Annotated in this window: 16 protein-coding genes and 1 pseudogene; 9 read left to right on the top strand and 8 right to left on the bottom strand. The window is 47.3% G+C overall.

What is annotated here, in order from left to right; genetic code table 11:
* Positions 1-26 precede the first annotated feature (26 nt).
* Both ectB and ectA read right to left on the bottom strand, forming a co-directional pair.
* Positions 27-1,301 carry a diaminobutyrate--2-oxoglutarate transaminase gene (gene ectB / locus CBP12_RS02795; RefSeq protein ID WP_232455129.1) on the bottom strand — a complete coding sequence of 425 codons (1,275 nt, stop codon included), beginning with the start codon at positions 1,299-1,301 and terminating at the stop codon, positions 27-29.
* Between the two features lie 75 nt (positions 1,302-1,376).
* Positions 1,377-1,904 carry a diaminobutyrate acetyltransferase gene (gene ectA / locus CBP12_RS02790; RefSeq protein ID WP_086962744.1) on the bottom strand — a complete coding sequence of 176 codons (528 nt, stop codon included), beginning with the start codon at positions 1,902-1,904 and terminating at the stop codon, positions 1,377-1,379.
* Between the two features lie 275 nt (positions 1,905-2,179).
* On the opposite strand from ectA, the gene CBP12_RS02785 reads away from it, so the two are divergent.
* The 7 genes and pseudogenes from CBP12_RS02785 (at position 2,180) to cdd (ending at position 7,565) form a co-directional block, all read left to right on the top strand.
* The gene (locus CBP12_RS02785; RefSeq protein WP_086962742.1) at positions 2,180-2,389 is read left to right on the top strand and encodes a cold-shock protein; all 210 of its coding nucleotides are present in this window, start codon (positions 2,180-2,182) and stop codon (positions 2,387-2,389) included.
* Between the two features lie 109 nt (positions 2,390-2,498).
* Positions 2,499-3,392: a tetratricopeptide repeat protein gene (locus tag CBP12_RS02780; protein ID WP_086962740.1), complete on the top strand. Its 894-nt coding sequence runs from the start codon at positions 2,499-2,501 to the stop codon at positions 3,390-3,392.
* A gap of 169 nt (positions 3,393-3,561) precedes the next feature.
* Positions 3,562-3,903: a DUF413 domain-containing protein gene (gene maoP, locus CBP12_RS02775; RefSeq protein ID WP_086962735.1), complete on the top strand. Its 342-nt coding sequence runs from the start codon at positions 3,562-3,564 to the stop codon at positions 3,901-3,903.
* 231 nt (positions 3,904-4,134) lie between these two features.
* Positions 4,135-5,556 carry an exodeoxyribonuclease I gene (gene sbcB / locus CBP12_RS02770; protein WP_086962733.1) on the top strand — a complete coding sequence of 474 codons (1,422 nt, stop codon included), beginning with the start codon at positions 4,135-4,137 and terminating at the stop codon, positions 5,554-5,556.
* A gap of 43 nt (positions 5,557-5,599) precedes the next feature.
* Positions 5,600-5,917 (top strand): CidA/LrgA family protein, encoded by a 318-nt coding sequence (locus CBP12_RS02765; RefSeq protein ID WP_232455128.1) that lies wholly within the window; start codon positions 5,600-5,602, stop codon positions 5,915-5,917.
* Positions 5,914-6,602, top strand: a pseudogene (locus CBP12_RS02760) (LrgB family protein). Before CBP12_RS02765 ends, CBP12_RS02760 begins: the two are co-directional and overlap by 4 nt.
* A 54-nt stretch (positions 6,603-6,656) precedes the next feature.
* Positions 6,657-7,565, top strand: coding sequence for a cytidine deaminase (gene cdd / locus CBP12_RS02755; protein ID WP_086962728.1), 909 nt, complete (start codon positions 6,657-6,659; stop codon positions 7,563-7,565).
* 41 nt (positions 7,566-7,606) lie between these two features.
* Here cdd and recR read toward each other — a convergent pair whose 3' ends face one another.
* From recR to CBP12_RS02725, 6 genes are all read right to left on the bottom strand, one after another.
* Complete coding sequence (recR, locus tag CBP12_RS02750; RefSeq protein WP_086962726.1) at positions 7,607-8,215, bottom strand: recombination mediator RecR; 609 nt, start codon at positions 8,213-8,215, stop codon at positions 7,607-7,609.
* Between the two features lie 131 nt (positions 8,216-8,346).
* Positions 8,347-8,676 (bottom strand): YbaB/EbfC family nucleoid-associated protein, encoded by a 330-nt coding sequence (locus CBP12_RS02745; RefSeq protein ID WP_086962723.1) that lies wholly within the window; start codon positions 8,674-8,676, stop codon positions 8,347-8,349.
* A 74-nt stretch (positions 8,677-8,750) separates the two neighbouring features.
* A complete protein-coding gene (dnaX, locus tag CBP12_RS02740) occupies positions 8,751-11,246 on the bottom strand; it encodes a DNA polymerase III subunit gamma/tau (RefSeq protein WP_157420031.1) in 2,496 nt (831 codons plus the stop codon).
* Between the two features lie 6 nt (positions 11,247-11,252).
* On the bottom strand, positions 11,253-11,798 hold the full coding sequence (gene apt / locus CBP12_RS02735; RefSeq protein ID WP_086962721.1) for an adenine phosphoribosyltransferase: 546 nt from the start codon (positions 11,796-11,798) through the stop codon (positions 11,253-11,255).
* A gap of 158 nt (positions 11,799-11,956) precedes the next feature.
* Positions 11,957-12,322 carry a YbaN family protein gene (locus CBP12_RS02730; protein WP_086962719.1) on the bottom strand — a complete coding sequence of 122 codons (366 nt, stop codon included), beginning with the start codon at positions 12,320-12,322 and terminating at the stop codon, positions 11,957-11,959.
* Positions 12,323-12,469: 147 nt separating this feature from the next.
* Complete coding sequence (locus tag CBP12_RS02725) at positions 12,470-13,354, bottom strand: LysR substrate-binding domain-containing protein (protein ID WP_086962717.1); 885 nt, start codon at positions 13,352-13,354, stop codon at positions 12,470-12,472.
* 265 nt (positions 13,355-13,619) lie between these two features.
* Here CBP12_RS02725 and CBP12_RS13510 point away from each other — a divergent pair, with 265 nt between their 5' ends.
* A complete protein-coding gene (locus tag CBP12_RS13510; RefSeq protein WP_198341843.1) occupies positions 13,620-14,300 on the top strand; it encodes an endonuclease/exonuclease/phosphatase family protein in 681 nt (226 codons plus the stop codon).
* Positions 14,300-14,701: an endonuclease/exonuclease/phosphatase family protein gene (locus CBP12_RS13505; RefSeq protein ID WP_198341842.1), complete on the top strand. Its 402-nt coding sequence runs from the start codon at positions 14,300-14,302 to the stop codon at positions 14,699-14,701. The genes CBP12_RS13510 and CBP12_RS13505 overlap by 1 nt, the downstream gene beginning before the upstream one ends.
* Positions 14,702-14,780: the final 79 nt, after the last annotated feature.

Here is a 14,780-nt window from a genome sequence, read left to right as displayed (position 1 = left end):
GCAACGAGGCTGGCAGCAATGCTACTTTATGAGGCTTTACGCATACGCTCTGCATCAGCTTCAGCTGACGCTTCTTCTAACCAGTCTAAACCTTGGTTTAGCTGCTCTTCAGTGATGATCAGTGGGCATAAGCACTTCACGACTTCACCGTCTGGGCCAGCGGTCTCAATGACTAAGCCGCGCTCAAAGCATTTTTTAGTGATAATGCTTGCCATCTCACCTTCATGACAGGCAATACCTTGCATCAAACCACGCCCTTTCACTTTTTCATACAGTTTAGGGAAGCGATCTACAATGCCTTGCATGCGTTGCGTTAAGATTTCGCCTTTTTTACGAATATCGGCACCAAAGGTGTCATCTTTCCAAAACAGCTCCAGCGCTTTACGTGCGGTAACGAATGCGTGGTTATTACCACGGAAAGTACCGTTATGCTCACCCGGCTCCCATTGGTCCAGATCAGGACGCAGCAGTACTAACGCAAAGGGTAACCCCATGCCACTTAGTGACTTAGACAAGGTAATAATGTCAGGCTTAATACCGGCTGGTTCAAAGCTAAAGAAGGTACCGGTACGGCCACAGCCTGCTTGAATATCATCGGCAATCATTAAGATATCGTGGGCGCGACAGATTTTCTCTAAACGCTGTAACCACTTAAAGGAAGAAGCGTTTAAACCACCCTCGCCTTGTACCACTTCAAACAATACTGCCGCCGGCTTATCAAGACCGCTGGAGTTATCGTTAAGCATGGTTTCAAATAATAACAGGCTATCTTCACCCGCTCCTGGGTAACCATCATAAGGGAGGCGGCTCACATCAGCCATCGAAGTCCCGGCGCCACCTCTGTGGTGCTGGTTACCGGTGGCAGCGAGAGCACCTAAGCTCACGCCGTGAAAGCCATTAGTAAAGGCGACAATATTATTACGACCCGTCACTTTACGCGCCAACTTCATCGCCGCTTCTACGGCGTTAGTCCCGGTTGGGCCAGTAAACTGGGCGACATGATCCATACCACGAGGCTTTAGGATGATCTGCTGCAGACTAGTTAAAAAAGCCGCTTTGGCCGTGGTGTGCATATCCAAACCATGGGCGATACCATCATTTTGAATATACTCAATCAGTGCTGCTTTAAGCTCGGGGTGGTTATGGCCGTAGTTTAAGGTACCGGCACCGGCTAAAAAGTCTAAATAGCGCTTACCGGTATTATCAAATAAATGGACGCCGCGGGCTTCATTAAAGGTCACCGGAAAAGAGCGAGCGTAGGTTTGTACCGTTGATTCCATTACATCAAATATATTACTCACAAGGACTCCTTAAAGTCTGAGTGCAAATCAAAAATTAAATCATTAAGCGATCAGCGAGAATAATCGTGGTGACGATTAGCCAAGGGTAATGCGAAATAAAATTTCGCTGGCGCTATCACCGTTAAAGTGATGATGCTGATCAAAGAGAAGGTTACGACTGCCTGAGTCGGTGCCTTGGCTACGAGCAAAGCTTTCAAATAAACCCCATGAAGCGGCATTATCCGCAGTAATGGTGGTTTCAAGATGAGTAACGCCAGCACAGGCTTCAGAGGCTAATAAGTTAGTGAGCAAAGTGCGGGCTAAGCCTTCACCACGTGCGCGTTTATCTATGGCTACTTGCCAGACAAACAAGGTGTTTGGCTCAGCAGGTTTGCGGTAGGCAGAGATAAACCCCAGTAGTGCGCCATCATGCTGATTTTCTGCCAAAATACAGGTATCAGCAAAGTGTAAACATTGCAGTAAGTTACAATAAGTGGAGTTAGTATCTAGAGGTTTACAACGTTCGATTAAGCGGTTTATCTGATAACCGTCGGTTGATTTTGGGTGGCGCAACATCAGTTGCAAGCCAATCTTAGTTTCTGTGTCCGTGTCAGTAGCAATCATTTATAGTCCTAACCTTATTTAGTTAGTGGGCTAAGTAAAAATCCTCTATTAACCTAACAAACCATCGGTCAAATGCAAGCGAAGTTCGCTTTTTTTAATTAGGGAGCCATGCATTTTGGTCTTAATTTAATAAATAATTACTACGGCCATGCTAACTATCAGCCCTGTGCTCACAGGGCTTATCGCCATTATTAGCGCCCTTAGAAAGAGCTGCTATTCTCAAGTAAGTGGCAATACCCTGTTGTCACCTCTATGGACAGTATCGGACACAGATTATGAGCACAAAAGAAACAGGCACAGTTAAATGGTTCAACGAAGAAAAAGGCTTTGGGTTTATCACTCGCGCATCGGGGCCGGATCTTTTTGTCCATTTTTCATCCATCCACGGCGATGGCTTTAAAACGCTACAAGAAGGTCAAGCGGTAAGCTTTATCGTCACGCAAGGTAAAAAAGGTCCGCAAGCTGAAGAAGTTGAGTTAGCTTGATGACGCCTTAGGGTAAGGCGCTAGCCTTACCCTAACATTATTTGTACCTCTGCCAGCCTAAGGTTACCCTCATTACAGTATTCAAGCTTTCACTTGTATTAGGTACCCAATGGCAAAGTTTTTAGTTTTTAGCTTCTTATTAGTATGCTCTTTCTCTTCTCTCGCCCAAGACCCACCCGGTGAGCTCCTCCCCCAAGCGCAGGCTGAGACTGAAAGCCAAGTTCGCACCCGCCTCACTCCTTTTATGGAGCGCTACATGCTTGATGAACTTAAGGCGCTGCGCACCGAGATGGCAAAATTCCAAGTAAAAGTGACCGACGAAATTGTGCAAAAAGAACTGAACGTCGCCGATAAAGCGATAAGTTATGCGAACGTGACGGTAACTTACTTTTTCTATCTATTAGCAGGGGTTGCTTCTGTATTAGCCATTATCGGTTGGCAGTCCTTAAGAGAGCTAAAGAAAACCGCTCGGGACTATGCAGAAACCGAGATGAAAAAAATCACCACTACCTATGAGCATAAATTAAAGCAAATTGAGCGTGAACTGCAGCGCAAGACCAAAGTCATCGCAGAGAACTATCGTGAGATTGAGCGTTTTCAAGAAATTCACGGCTTGTGGTTGCGCGCCAGTCAAGAACAAAGTCCGCAGGCTAAAATTGATATTTATGATCAGATACTTGATATCAAACCCGGCGACTTAGATGCCATGACCCACAAAGCAGATGCGGCGCTAATGATGAATGAACGTCAATGGGCGCTCAGCTTATGTAATCGCGTTTTACAAGTGGATCAACAAAACGCTCATGCCTTGTATCAACGTGCTTGTGCTCATGCGGGAATGGGGCATGAGGAGCAAGCCTTATCTGATTTAGAATTAGCAGTTAAAAATAATGTGCACTTAGGAGAAGTGGCGTCCGATGATGAAGAATTTGATCAGCTACGCCAACACCCACGGTTTATTGAGCTGACTCATGAAGGTACAGACAGTCATAGCGACAGTTAAGACTAAGATTGACGCGACCAGCCTAAGCTTACAGTTAGCCTAAAATGCTTCTACAATTGAAGCATTAAAATATTTTTAACGTGACGTTAAAAATTTTGATTTTGCTTCCTTCTGCTGAGTGCCATACTTTGCGCGAATCAAAGAGCCATTAATAAAAGTGAGAAAGAACATGAGCTTTGAGTCAAACAAGCCATTTCAGGACTTCGCCCATTTTCCTCGCGGTTTGCGTCGTTGTGGCGAGTTTACAGTAGCAGAAGCCCAACTGCTGGAAGAGTCAGGCCATGCGCTGTTAGCCTTATACAGCGGACAAGCGCAACCTAATGGCCCAGAAGAACAACGCTTTCTAGAGCAAGTGCAAGCAGGCAATGCCACTGACAGTAAGCAAGCTAAGGTATGGTTAAAATATCTTAAGGTGATTGGGCCTAAGCGCGTGCACCGTTTATGCTCGCCTATGACCTCTGGCAGTGCGGCGGATGATGACTTTGAGCCTGTGGAAGATAGCGGTGAGTAATCCCAAGGCTTAGTTGTAACTAAAAGCGAGCGTGCTCAAGCAGCTCGCTTTTAATCAAGACTCATCACTGCTTATCTTAATACCAAAAGTTGACGCGCTTAGTATTAACCACCCTCTATTACCACTTCGTCTTCCCCTTACCGCTCCCTTAGCGACATGATACCCTTATCACCTTTGTTTTATTGATCCACTGCCTTACAGTGCATCCCTATCATTTAAGAAACTGTGATTATGAGTCAGCCTGCAAATCCACCGTCTTTTTTATTTCATGATTATGAAACGGCAGGCTTGCACCCCGCCTATGACCGACCAGTACAATTTGCCGCCATTCGTACCGATAGTGAGCTTAATGAAATTGGCGAGCCTAAGATGTGGTACTGCCAATTACCCAGCGATTATTTGCCCTCCCCTGAGGCCAGCCTCATTACCGGTATCACGCCCCAACAGGCTCAACAACAAGGCGTGTGTGAGGCTGAGTTTATTAAGCGTATTCATCAGCAATTTAGTCAGCCTAATACCTGTATTTTGGGCTATAACAATATTCGCTTTGATGATGAAGTTACCCGCTACACCTTATACCGCAATTTTTATGATGCCTACGCCTACAGTTGGCAACAAGGTAATTCACGCTGGGATCTACTGGATGTAGTACGCACCTTTTACGCGCTGCGCCCTGAGGGCATTAAGTGGCCAGAAGATGAAGATGGCAAACCCAGCTTTAAGTTAGAGCAACTCACTTTAGCGAATCATATTGCCCATGCTAATGCCCACGATGCGTTATCTGATGTGCGCGCAACCATCGCCGTGGCTAAATTATTACGCACCGCTCAGCCTAAACTATTTGATTACTTATTTGAGCTGCGTAATAAACATAAAGTTAAAGCGCTGATAGATATCGCCAACGCCACCCCCTTAGTGCATGTCTCAGGGCAGTTTTCTGCTTGGCAAGGCTGTGCGACTTGGATTGCGCCACTGGCTTGGCATCCTGACAACAACAATGCCGTTATTTGCGTTAATTTAGCCATGGATCTTAGCCCCTTGCTGGAGCTGACTGCGGAACAACTCAAAGAGCGGCTTTATACTAAGCATGCGGACTTAGGAGAGCATTTACCGATACCGATTAAACTGGTGCACATTAATAAGTGCCCTTCGCTCGCCAAAGCCGGTGCCTTAAGTGAGCAAAGAGCCGATGAGCTCGGCATAGATAGAGCCCAGTGTCGGCGCAGTTTAGATATTATCCGTCGCCATCCCGAGCTAAGAGAAAAAGTAGTGGCGCTATATCAACTACCCAATCATTTTGCGCCCACCACGGATGTAGATGGCGCCCTTTATGAAGGTGGTTTTTTTGGCGCCGCCGACAAAGCCGCCATGGCCCTTATTCATAGCGCTCAGCCGGAAGCTTTAGGTGATCTACCTTTGCAATTTAATGACCCCCGTCTCAGTGAGTTATTATTTCGCTATCGGGCGCGTAATTACCCTCACACCTTAACCGAGTCTGAATGGCAGCACTGGCGCCAACACTGTCAGGATAAACTCTCGGGGCAAGTTGAGCCTTATATGCAAAACTTGCAGCAACTGGCGCTAGCGCATCAAGAAGATGAAACCAAGATAGCATTACTGGAGGCCGTCGCCCGTTATGTGCAAGCACTTTAGTCGGCTACTTAATAATCCCCTGTTTCTCTTAACACGGGGTTTTATGGTGTTAATTGCCTGCTTGTTATTGGGAAAAGCATTAGTGTTGCTGCTGCCTTTTGCCTTTCCTGCCAGCATTATGGGCTTATTAGTGCTGTTTTTTTTATTAACTTGTCAGTTGATCCCTCTGTCTTGGATCCACCACAGTGGCCAGCTATTGCTGCGCCATATGGCGTTACTATTTATCCCCGTAGCGGCGGGGTTATTAGGCTATGTAGATGTGTTAAGTGAAGGCTTAGGCTTAATTTTAAGTGCGGCTTTAAGTGGGCTCATCCTTATTTTACTGGCGGTTGGGCGTTTATATCAAAGGATGCAAGCATGATGGTTTGGTTAGCCATGCCGCTAACGGCGCTCTTATATTTAGCGGTTAAAAAATTAGCACGCCATTATAAAAGCCCACTTATTAATACCATTATGCTGCCCGCCCTCATTATTATTGGTTTGCTGCTACTCACCGGCCAAGACAGCCGAGCCTATCAAGCAGGCACCCAGCCGTTGGCCTTGTTATTAGAATTAGCAGTGGTGGCGTTTGCTCTGCCGTTATATCAACAATTGGCGAAAATCCGCCAACAGCTGTGGCCGATTGTGCTGTGTTGTAGCATTTCGGTATTTATTTCGGTGGGCACCACCTTATTACTGGGTGGCATTTTACACGCCAATCCTCAGTTACTGGCCTCCATTGCCACTAAGTCTATTACCACGCCGCTGGCCATGAGCGTGAGTGAAACTATGGGGGCATTCCTGCTATCGCGGCAGGCTTGGTGATTATTGTGGGCATGATGGGCGCCATTATTGGCTTTCCCTTGCTTAAATTAGCTGGTGTCACCCACCCCGAAGCCCAAGGATTAGCCATGGGCGCAGGCGCGCATGCGATTGGCACAGGGGCAGCGGCCGAAGTGGGGCCGGTACAAGGCGCCTTTGCCTCCTTAGCCATGGTGGTGTGTGGCATTGCCACCGCCTTATTGGCGCCACCTCTGTTTCATTTGTATCTTTGGTTGATAGGATAAGTCAGTACCTAGCTTAAGGCAGGCTTACTTTACTACTCATCAGAGGAGCAAATAATGAGTGATACCTTAGCAAAAACGCTGGAGCAACATAGACTGAGTCACGTCATTCGCTATAGCCCAGAGCAAGTCCAACTGCTGCTTGAGACCTGTGACTTAGGCACAGATGCGCTCGCCTTTGCCTTACTAGAACAGGCCAAAACTAAAGCACACACGCCCATTTCTAAGCTGCAAGTAAGCGCGCTAGTTATAGGTGGCTCAGGTTATTGGTATTTAGGCGCTAATCTTGAATTTGCTCATCAATCCCTTAGCCACACTGTACATGCTGAACAAGCAGCGGTGGGTCACGCTATGCTTTGGGACGAGCAACACCTAGAAAAAATCTTTATTAGCCATGCGCCTTGTGGCCAATGTCGCCAGTTCCTACAAGAGCTTAATCAGACATCGCTGCTCGTTAGCTGGCCGGAGCATTACGCTATGCTAGAAGAGCTATTACCCCACGCCTTTAATCCGGCGCAACCCGCTCAGTCTAATGGCTTGCTCACTTCTTCTAATACTTCTTTATTAGCGAGCCAACAGGGCATGGAAGATGCGCTAACGCTAATGGCGTGGGATCAAGCCAGTGCCAGTTATGCCCCTTACACAGGAAATTATGCAGGCGTGGTCTTGTTATTAACAGATGGACAAATTTGCCACGGGCGCTATTTAGAAAATAGTGGCTTTAATCCCAGCTTAGGTCCGCTGCATCTCGCACTCAGTCAGCTTTACTTACAAGGTTATCAAGCCTGTGATATTGAGCGCGCCGTACTCGTTGAGGCCAGCGCAGGTATTTCACAAGCAAATGGCTGTATACAACTCTTAGCCAGTTTAGGAGCGCCCGCCTTAGAGAGAGTAACAGTCAGTACCTCTGTCCCCCCTCTTGCTCTTAACCACGCTTCTGATCCCTCGAGTGAGCACCACGCCTGAGGCGCATAAACTAAGGGCGCAAGTAATAGTCCTATCTGGTATTAGGAATTATCAAAATGCTTGCGCCCCATAAAAGAGTGACTCAAGGTATTGCCATCCACTAGCTCAAGCTCTCCACCAATGGGCACACCGTGGGCAATGCGACTAACACTCACCCCATGATGCTTGGCAATATCAGCAATATAATAGGCCGTCGCTTCCCCCTCTACTGTTGGGTTAGTAGCTAAAATCAGCTCAGAAAACGCCTCATCGCCAAGCCAGTGTTCTAATTTATCAAGCCCAAGCTCTTCTGGCCCCACGCCATCGAGGGGCGATAAGTGCCCCATGAGTACAAAATAGCGGCCCAAGTATTGACCCGTTTGCTCTATAGCCACAACATCAGCCGGGCTTTCTACTATGCATAATTGACCAGATTGGGCGCGCTTTGGGTTAGCGCACAAGGGGCAAATATCTTCTTCGGTAAAAGTACGACACTGGCGACAATGGCCAATTTTTTCTAAGGCCTCATCTAAAACATGAGCCAAGCGGCGCCCGCCACTGCGTTGGCGCTCTAGTAGCGCAAACGCCATGCGCTGCGCTGATTTAGGACCCACACTTGGCAAAATTTGCAAACTTTTAATTAACTCATCCAACAAAGGACTAAAGCGCATAGGGAGACTCTTAATAACATCGAGGAATATCTTAAGATTAAGCCAAAGAGCAACAAAATCAGGATAATAATAAGGAATTAAATGAGGTTGGGCACAGTAAAATAAGGGGCTAGCGCTAGCCCCAAGTTATCTTAGAACGGCATTTTAAAGCCCGGGGGTAATGACATACCACCGGTTACTTCACCCATGCGCTCTTTATTTTGCTCTTCCACGCGACGCACAGCGTCATTAACGGCAGCCGCTAACAAGTCTTCCAGCAATTCTTTGTCATCTTGTAACAGGCTATCGTCAATCTCAACGCGGCGCACTGAATGGCTGCCCGCCATGGTCACTTTAACTAACCCTGCACCGGACTCACCTACCACTTCTAACAGTGCTAATTCTTCTTGCAGTTTTTGCATTTTTTCTTGCATCTGCTGGGCCTGTTTCATGATATTGCCCATTCCACCTTTACCAAACATATCAGCTCACTCTTAGTTAGTTAAAAATACAATTAGTTAAAAATAGCTCGGCATACATACTTAATGTACGACCACTAGGGGTTCATAGGCTCTATGCTGTCACTGTCTAACTGAGCAGCAAAGCGCGATATTAAAAATTGTACCGCATCATCGGCCTCAATTTCATCTTTTGCCTTAGCAATAGCGGCTAAATAAAGCTCGCGTTCAATATCTGCCGGCGTTCGCTGATGCTCTTGCTCGCCTATTTGCACCTCAAGCGAAATAGTGGCCTGTAAATGGGCGTTTAATAAACCCTTAAGCTCGCGCGTACTTTCCTCATTAAATAAGTGCTTATGGGCAGGTTTAAGCCATAATCGCCACTGCTGCTCTGCCATTTGTTCAAGGCTGGAGTGCATGGCGAGTTGGCGCAATAAACCGCCTAACGATAATTCAAATACCAAGCGCGCCCATTTATCAGTAGCAAACGCTAACAAACTGCTGGCTTTAAGTGGCTCAGGCTCCCCTGCTGCACTTACAGTGCTAGGGCGTTGCACACTCGATAAAGCGCTACTTTTAGCACCTGGATTATTTTTGCCCGCATCCGCACTTTTTAAAACAGCAACTGTACTCGATACGGGGACAGTTTTTTGTACGCCACCTTGGGGCTCAACGATGATATTTTCAGCTAAAGTTGTGTCATCTAACCAAGGCGGCGCGTCGTCTGACTCGGCTTGGCTAATGTCGTCATAGGCGGTTAAGGGGACTAACTCAGCACTCTGGCGTTGACCAAACTCTCGCTCTGTAGCTAGAGGATTTTGTTGCGGCTGTGTTAAGGGCGGTACAGCTGCTAAAGGCTGCTCGGTTGTTAAAGACCCCTTATTTGTTGAAGACTCTTTATTTGCTAAAGGCTCCTCACTTGCTAAAGACTCTTTATTTGCTAAAGGCTCCTCACTTGCTAAAGACCCCTTATTTGTTGAGGATTCCTTACTTGCAAGAGGCTCTTTAGCTGCGGCTAATGATGACCGAGTAGGTTGACTAGCCAAGGGCTCGACTTCTTGGCTGCGCAAGCGATTGCGGGTTTGTAATAACCGCCGTATTTGCGCCACGTTATCCGCAGCCTCATCGCTCATTGCCGCCTCTATGGCTGGGCTTTTCGCGTCTAACTCTGGTTCGGTGGTATTTTCAGTGATCGGCTCGGCCGTTGTTTTCTCAGTAGATAACTCGGCCTTAGCAGGTAAAGTCGCGTGATCACTGTATTCTTGATAACCAAACTTTGCTGCTTGCGCTAAAATTGTCTCTTGCTCGTGATACAGGTCGCCTATTTGCGGCGCGAGTGCGGGCTCGATCTGAGGTGCAACGGCTTGCTCATCTTGGCCAAGGCTTAATGCGGGCAACGGCTCATTGCGGGTGCTCGCAGACAGCGGGCGCGGTGCTGGCTGCGACTCAGGCTTTTTTACGGTTAAGTGTGCACTGTGTGGCTGACTATGCCCCTGTTGCTGGGCTGGAGTTACCGATTTGGGGCTAAAGGCCAGTGCGCGCAGCAAGGTCATCTCCAGTGCGGCGCGACCGTCTGCGGCAAAGGGCAGATCTTTACGCCCTTGTAAGAAAATTTGATAATACAGCTGAATTTGCTCTGCTGATATCAGCGGCGCTAAGCGATTTAACTCGCTCGCAAAGGGCAAGCTTGCAGGCGCTGCAACAATTTGTGCTAATGCTAATTGGTGCCAAAAACCCACCATTTCTTTTAAAATATGATCGTAATCCGGCCCCATACTGGCAAGCTCTGCCACTTGGGCCAACATTACACCACCCTCACCGCTTAGCAGCGCATTCACTAAAGTCATTAGCTGGTTGTGGTTTAAATTCCCCAGCATCACTTCCACATCAATCAAGTTTATCTGACCATTGCCAAAAGCCAGTGCTTGATCAGTCAGGCTTAGTGCATCACGCACACTGCCATCGGCAGCACGGGCTAAAGCTGCGGTGGCTTGTTCTTCAAAGGGCAACTGCTCCTGTTGCAAAATATGTTGCAACTGCCCCTTAATTTGCTCAGCCGACAAGCTTTTTAAGTGAAACTGCAAACAGCGGGATAAAATCGTAATCGGCAGTTTTTGCGGATCTGTGGTGGCTAGTAAAAATTTAACGTGCGGCGGCGGCTCTTCTAGAGTTTTTAATAAGGCGTTAAAACTATGGCGCGATAGCATGTGCACTTCATCAATTAAGTACACCTTAAAGCGCCCGCGGGCTGGCTGATACTGCACATTATCCAGCAGCTCGCGCGTGTCTTCCACCTTAGTACGACTGGCGGCATCAATTTCTAGTAAGTCAACAAAGCGACCTTGCTCAATCTCAACACAACTACTGCAAGTACCACAAGGCTCAGCAGTAATACCTTGTTCGCAATTAAGCGCCTTAGCTAACAGTCGAGCTATGGAGGTTTTACCCACCCCGCGGGTGCCGCTAAATAAATAAGCGTGATGCAAGCGCCCTTGTGCCAGTGCATTTACCAGCGCACTCAATACATGCTGCTGGCCCACTACTTCATTAAAGCGCTGGGGCCGCCATTTTCTAGCGAGAACCTGATAATTCATTGGCAGTTATTGCCCATCAAACTGAATAAGACTGTTCACACGGATCCCTAATTTATTAAGACGCGGTAAGCCGCCCAACGCAGGAAGGGCAATGACAAACGCCGCTTCTTGCACTTCACCACCACAACGGCGCACCAATTTAACAGCCGCTTCCACGGTCCCGCCAGTGGCCAGCAAGTCATCAATAATCAGCACTTTTTCACCAGGCGCAATGGCATCAATATGGATTTGTAATTTATCTTGGCCGTATTCCAGATCGTAGGCCACCTCTATGACTTCTCGAGGCAGCTTATTTGGCTTTCGCGCCATAATAAACCCCACGCCGAGCGCAGCCGCCACTGGGGCGCCAAAGATGAACCCTCGCGCTTCCGTGCCCAGCACTTTGTTAATCCCTGCATCGCGATACAAGTCAACCAGTGCATCAATGCTGGCTTTAAAGGCCGCGGCGTTTTCTACTAAACTGGTGATATCGCGAAATACCACACCGGGTTGAGGATAGTCAGCAATAGAAGTAATACTGTCTGCAATTAGTTTTAAGGTTTCTTGTTTCATAGTGAAAGTGTCATCATAAACGCCGCCTTAATTGCCCACCGGGCTGCCTGTTGTAATAACAAGACGAAACACATTGCGACGACTAGGCCTAGATAGTTACACGCTTTACGCCATGCAACCTCGTTGGCTTCCTTGCCAATTTTCGTTACTTTTATCGTTTAAGGAGCGTCTCTAATAACGGGTAAGCGTAAAAACCAAAACACCACTATCGCAAACCCCAACGCTAACCCTAACTTTAATTGCCATAACGGCAGTACATACATAGAGAAACTAAAGCTTATTGCCATCATCCACAAGGCTCTACGACGAATATGTGGGCGTACGCCCCGATGAGCTTGCCAGTCTTGGATTAATGGGCCAAACCAAGGGTGATTAACTAACCACGCATGAATTTTGGGTGAAGACTTACTAAATAAAAATGCCGCTAACAAGATAAACGGCGTCGTAGGCATAACGGGTAAAAATACCCCAATAATCCCTAATAGCAAAGCCAGCCCGCCTAATAATGCAAAAACGATGCGCATCTTGTCTCCTTATTTAGCGAGCGCCAGCATAGCAAACTCTAGGCATTAGCCACAGCTTGCTACCCAGATAACTGACCAGGCGCACAAATAATGGTCATGCACTAGACAAGTCCAAACAGTAGCGGCCGCGCTACTTGAGGCCAGTGATTATATTTGGGTGGCATTAGGCAGTCGTTGGCTAAAAAAATCTAATAGTAAACGCACTTTAGGAGATAAATGCCGATTATGAGGGTACAGCGCCCAAATGCCATCATCCGCTGGCGTAAACTCATTTAGTAACGCTACTAAATGCGCGTGGGCTAAGGCATCGCGCAGATAGTAATCCGGTAATTGCACTACGCCAATCCCCTTAAGGGCGGCATCTAATAATACCCAACCACTGTTAGCGCGCAGATTCCCGCGCACGCTCACCTTTCGCGCTTGGCCCTGTTCTTGAAACCGCCAGTAGTCTAAATTGCCTAATAAACAATTATGCTGTTCGAGATCAGTAATATGTAGCGGCCGGCCGTGCGCCTTAAGGTACTCAGGTGAAGCACAGACATATTGAGTACGTCCCCCTAAGCGCTTGGCCATCATGCTGGAGTCTGCTAATTTCCCTAAACGCAGTGCTAAGTCATAACCTTCCGCCACCAGATCAAGCTGTTGATTGGTTAAATGCAGCTGGATATCTAGCTTGGGGTAGAGTTTTAAAAAGTCATTAATGAGCGGCGCTAAGGTATTTTCACCAAAGGTAACGGGGGCGGTGATCTTAAGTTTTCCTTGGGGCTCTGCTTGGCGTTGCGTTAGTTGATGCTGCGCCTCTTCTAAGCCATCTAGCGCAACTCGACAGTGCTGATAATATTGCTGCCCCGCTTCCGTCACCGACACCGTACGCGTGGTGCGATATAACAGCTTAATACCCAAACGCGCTTCAAGGGCACTGACTTGGCGACTCACGTGCGCGGTAGACACCTGTAGTTGCTGTGCTGCTTGGGTAAAACTTGCTCGCTCTACTACCGCGACAAACTCAGACACACCCTCCCAAATAAACACCGCTTTCCCTTAATAATAATTAATGCCCATTTTCCACAGCGGCCAATGGCTGTGGCGTCTTATTATGGATTAGCGCTTAGGCGCCAAAGATTTTTTTAGCAGCCTTAAGCACAGAATACGCTATGCTAGCCGCTCGCGAGATACGCAGACAAGCTAAACGCTTCTTGCATATCATGTTTGCTCTCTACCAAGTCGCCCAGTATGAATATTTTTAAGTACGCGCCTTAAAGCGTGAGCCTTAGCACTGCAACGGATGGATGTGTTTATGGAATTAACCCTATTTTGGCTCGCCACCTTACTCACCAGCGTGGTTACGTTAGTGCCTTTATCAAAAAGTGCTCAGTGGTGGGTACGTGACCTCGACTTCCCACGCTTGCAATTTAGTGTGGTCATTGGTCTAGTAATTATTTTAGGACTGTGGCGCTTAGACTTAAGCCAACTCAGCGCTTGGTTGATCTTGTCCCTAAATACCGCATATTTTGTCTATCAACTTTGGTGGATTGCGCCCTACACTCGGCTGTATCCTAAAGAAGCGGAGACTGAAACTCAAACTTCGCCCAAGCACTGCCTTAAGTTGCTCAATGCCAATGTCTTAGCCACCAATCGCCATGCCAAGAGCTTGCTTGAGTTAGTAAAGGAGCATCAACCCGATATCCTCATTACCTTAGAGTCTAACTTATGGTGGCAACAGCAACTGGCGCCCTTAGCAGCAAACTACCCCTATTGTTTACAATGCCCGCTAGAAAATCTGTATGGCATGCATCTTTATTCACGCTTGCCGCTGCATGATGGTCAAATTCGCTATTTAGTGGAAAAAGACGTGCCCTCAATGCACTGCTTAATAGAAGTGGCGCATAACATTAAGGTACAAGCGCACTTTTTACATCCAGCTCCACCTAGCCCCAGTGAAAACGATGAGTCAGCCCGCGCGATGCCGAGTTGGTGATGGTAGCAAAAAGCGTAAAAGACGCGAAATTACCCGTATTAGTGGCGGGCGATCTTAACGATGTGGCTTGGTCACGCACTACTCGTTTATTTAGAAAAATTAGTGGTTTATTAGACCCGCGAATTGGCCGAGGAATGTTTAATACCTTTAACGCTAAATACCCGCTTATCCGCTGGCCCCTAGATCATTTATTCCATAGCCGTCACTTTAAAGTTATCAGCATTAAGCGCTTGTCTTTAAAAGGCTCGGATCATTTTTCCTTACTCACCGTATTGAGTTTGCATCCTCATCACACGACGGGTGAAGCGCACTTAAACGCCGACCAAGAGGATAAGCAACAAGCCAAGGAAACCTTAGCCGCAGAGGATGTCAGCCATAAAGAAGTGCCCATCCCTGAATAATCGATGTAATTAGCTTATATAAACCTTGTTATTGCCAGTTACTTTTTAGCTTTTGATTCGGTCCTGCAACGCGATAATC

Origin of the sequence: Oceanisphaera avium (assembly GCF_002157875.1) — a bacterium.
GTDB lineage: Bacteria > Pseudomonadota > Gammaproteobacteria > Enterobacterales > Aeromonadaceae > Oceanimonas > Oceanimonas avium.
Note: the sequence above shows the minus strand (reverse complement) of the source record. Positions and strands in the feature narration are given on the sequence as shown.

Excerpts from the sequence above, each read along its gene's own strand:
- ectA (WP_086962744.1), bottom strand. The coding sequence starts at position 1,904 with ATGATTGCTACTGACACGGACACAGAAACTAAGATTGGCTTGCAACTG.
- CBP12_RS02785 (WP_086962742.1), top strand. The coding sequence starts at position 2,180 with ATGAGCACAAAAGAAACAGGCACAGTTAAATGGTTCAACGAAGAAAAA.
- CBP12_RS02780 (WP_086962740.1), top strand. The coding sequence starts at position 2,499 with ATGGCAAAGTTTTTAGTTTTTAGCTTCTTATTAGTATGCTCTTTCTCT.
- maoP (WP_086962735.1), top strand. The coding sequence starts at position 3,562 with ATGAGCTTTGAGTCAAACAAGCCATTTCAGGACTTCGCCCATTTTCCT.
- sbcB (WP_086962733.1), top strand. The coding sequence starts at position 4,135 with ATGAGTCAGCCTGCAAATCCACCGTCTTTTTTATTTCATGATTATGAA.
- CBP12_RS02765 (WP_232455128.1), top strand. The coding sequence starts at position 5,600 with ATGGTGTTAATTGCCTGCTTGTTATTGGGAAAAGCATTAGTGTTGCTG.
- cdd (WP_086962728.1), top strand. The coding sequence starts at position 6,657 with ATGAGTGATACCTTAGCAAAAACGCTGGAGCAACATAGACTGAGTCAC.
- recR (WP_086962726.1), bottom strand. The coding sequence starts at position 8,215 with ATGCGCTTTAGTCCTTTGTTGGATGAGTTAATTAAAAGTTTGCAAATT.
- CBP12_RS02745 (WP_086962723.1), bottom strand. The coding sequence starts at position 8,676 with ATGTTTGGTAAAGGTGGAATGGGCAATATCATGAAACAGGCCCAGCAG.
- dnaX (WP_157420031.1), bottom strand. The coding sequence starts at position 11,246 with ATGAATTATCAGGTTCTCGCTAGAAAATGGCGGCCCCAGCGCTTTAAT.
- apt (WP_086962721.1), bottom strand. The coding sequence starts at position 11,798 with ATGAAACAAGAAACCTTAAAACTAATTGCAGACAGTATTACTTCTATT.
- CBP12_RS02730 (WP_086962719.1), bottom strand. The coding sequence starts at position 12,322 with ATGCGCATCGTTTTTGCATTATTAGGCGGGCTGGCTTTGCTATTAGGG.
- CBP12_RS13510 (WP_198341843.1), top strand. The coding sequence starts at position 13,620 with ATGGAATTAACCCTATTTTGGCTCGCCACCTTACTCACCAGCGTGGTT.
- CBP12_RS13505 (WP_198341842.1), top strand. The coding sequence starts at position 14,300 with ATGGTAGCAAAAAGCGTAAAAGACGCGAAATTACCCGTATTAGTGGCG.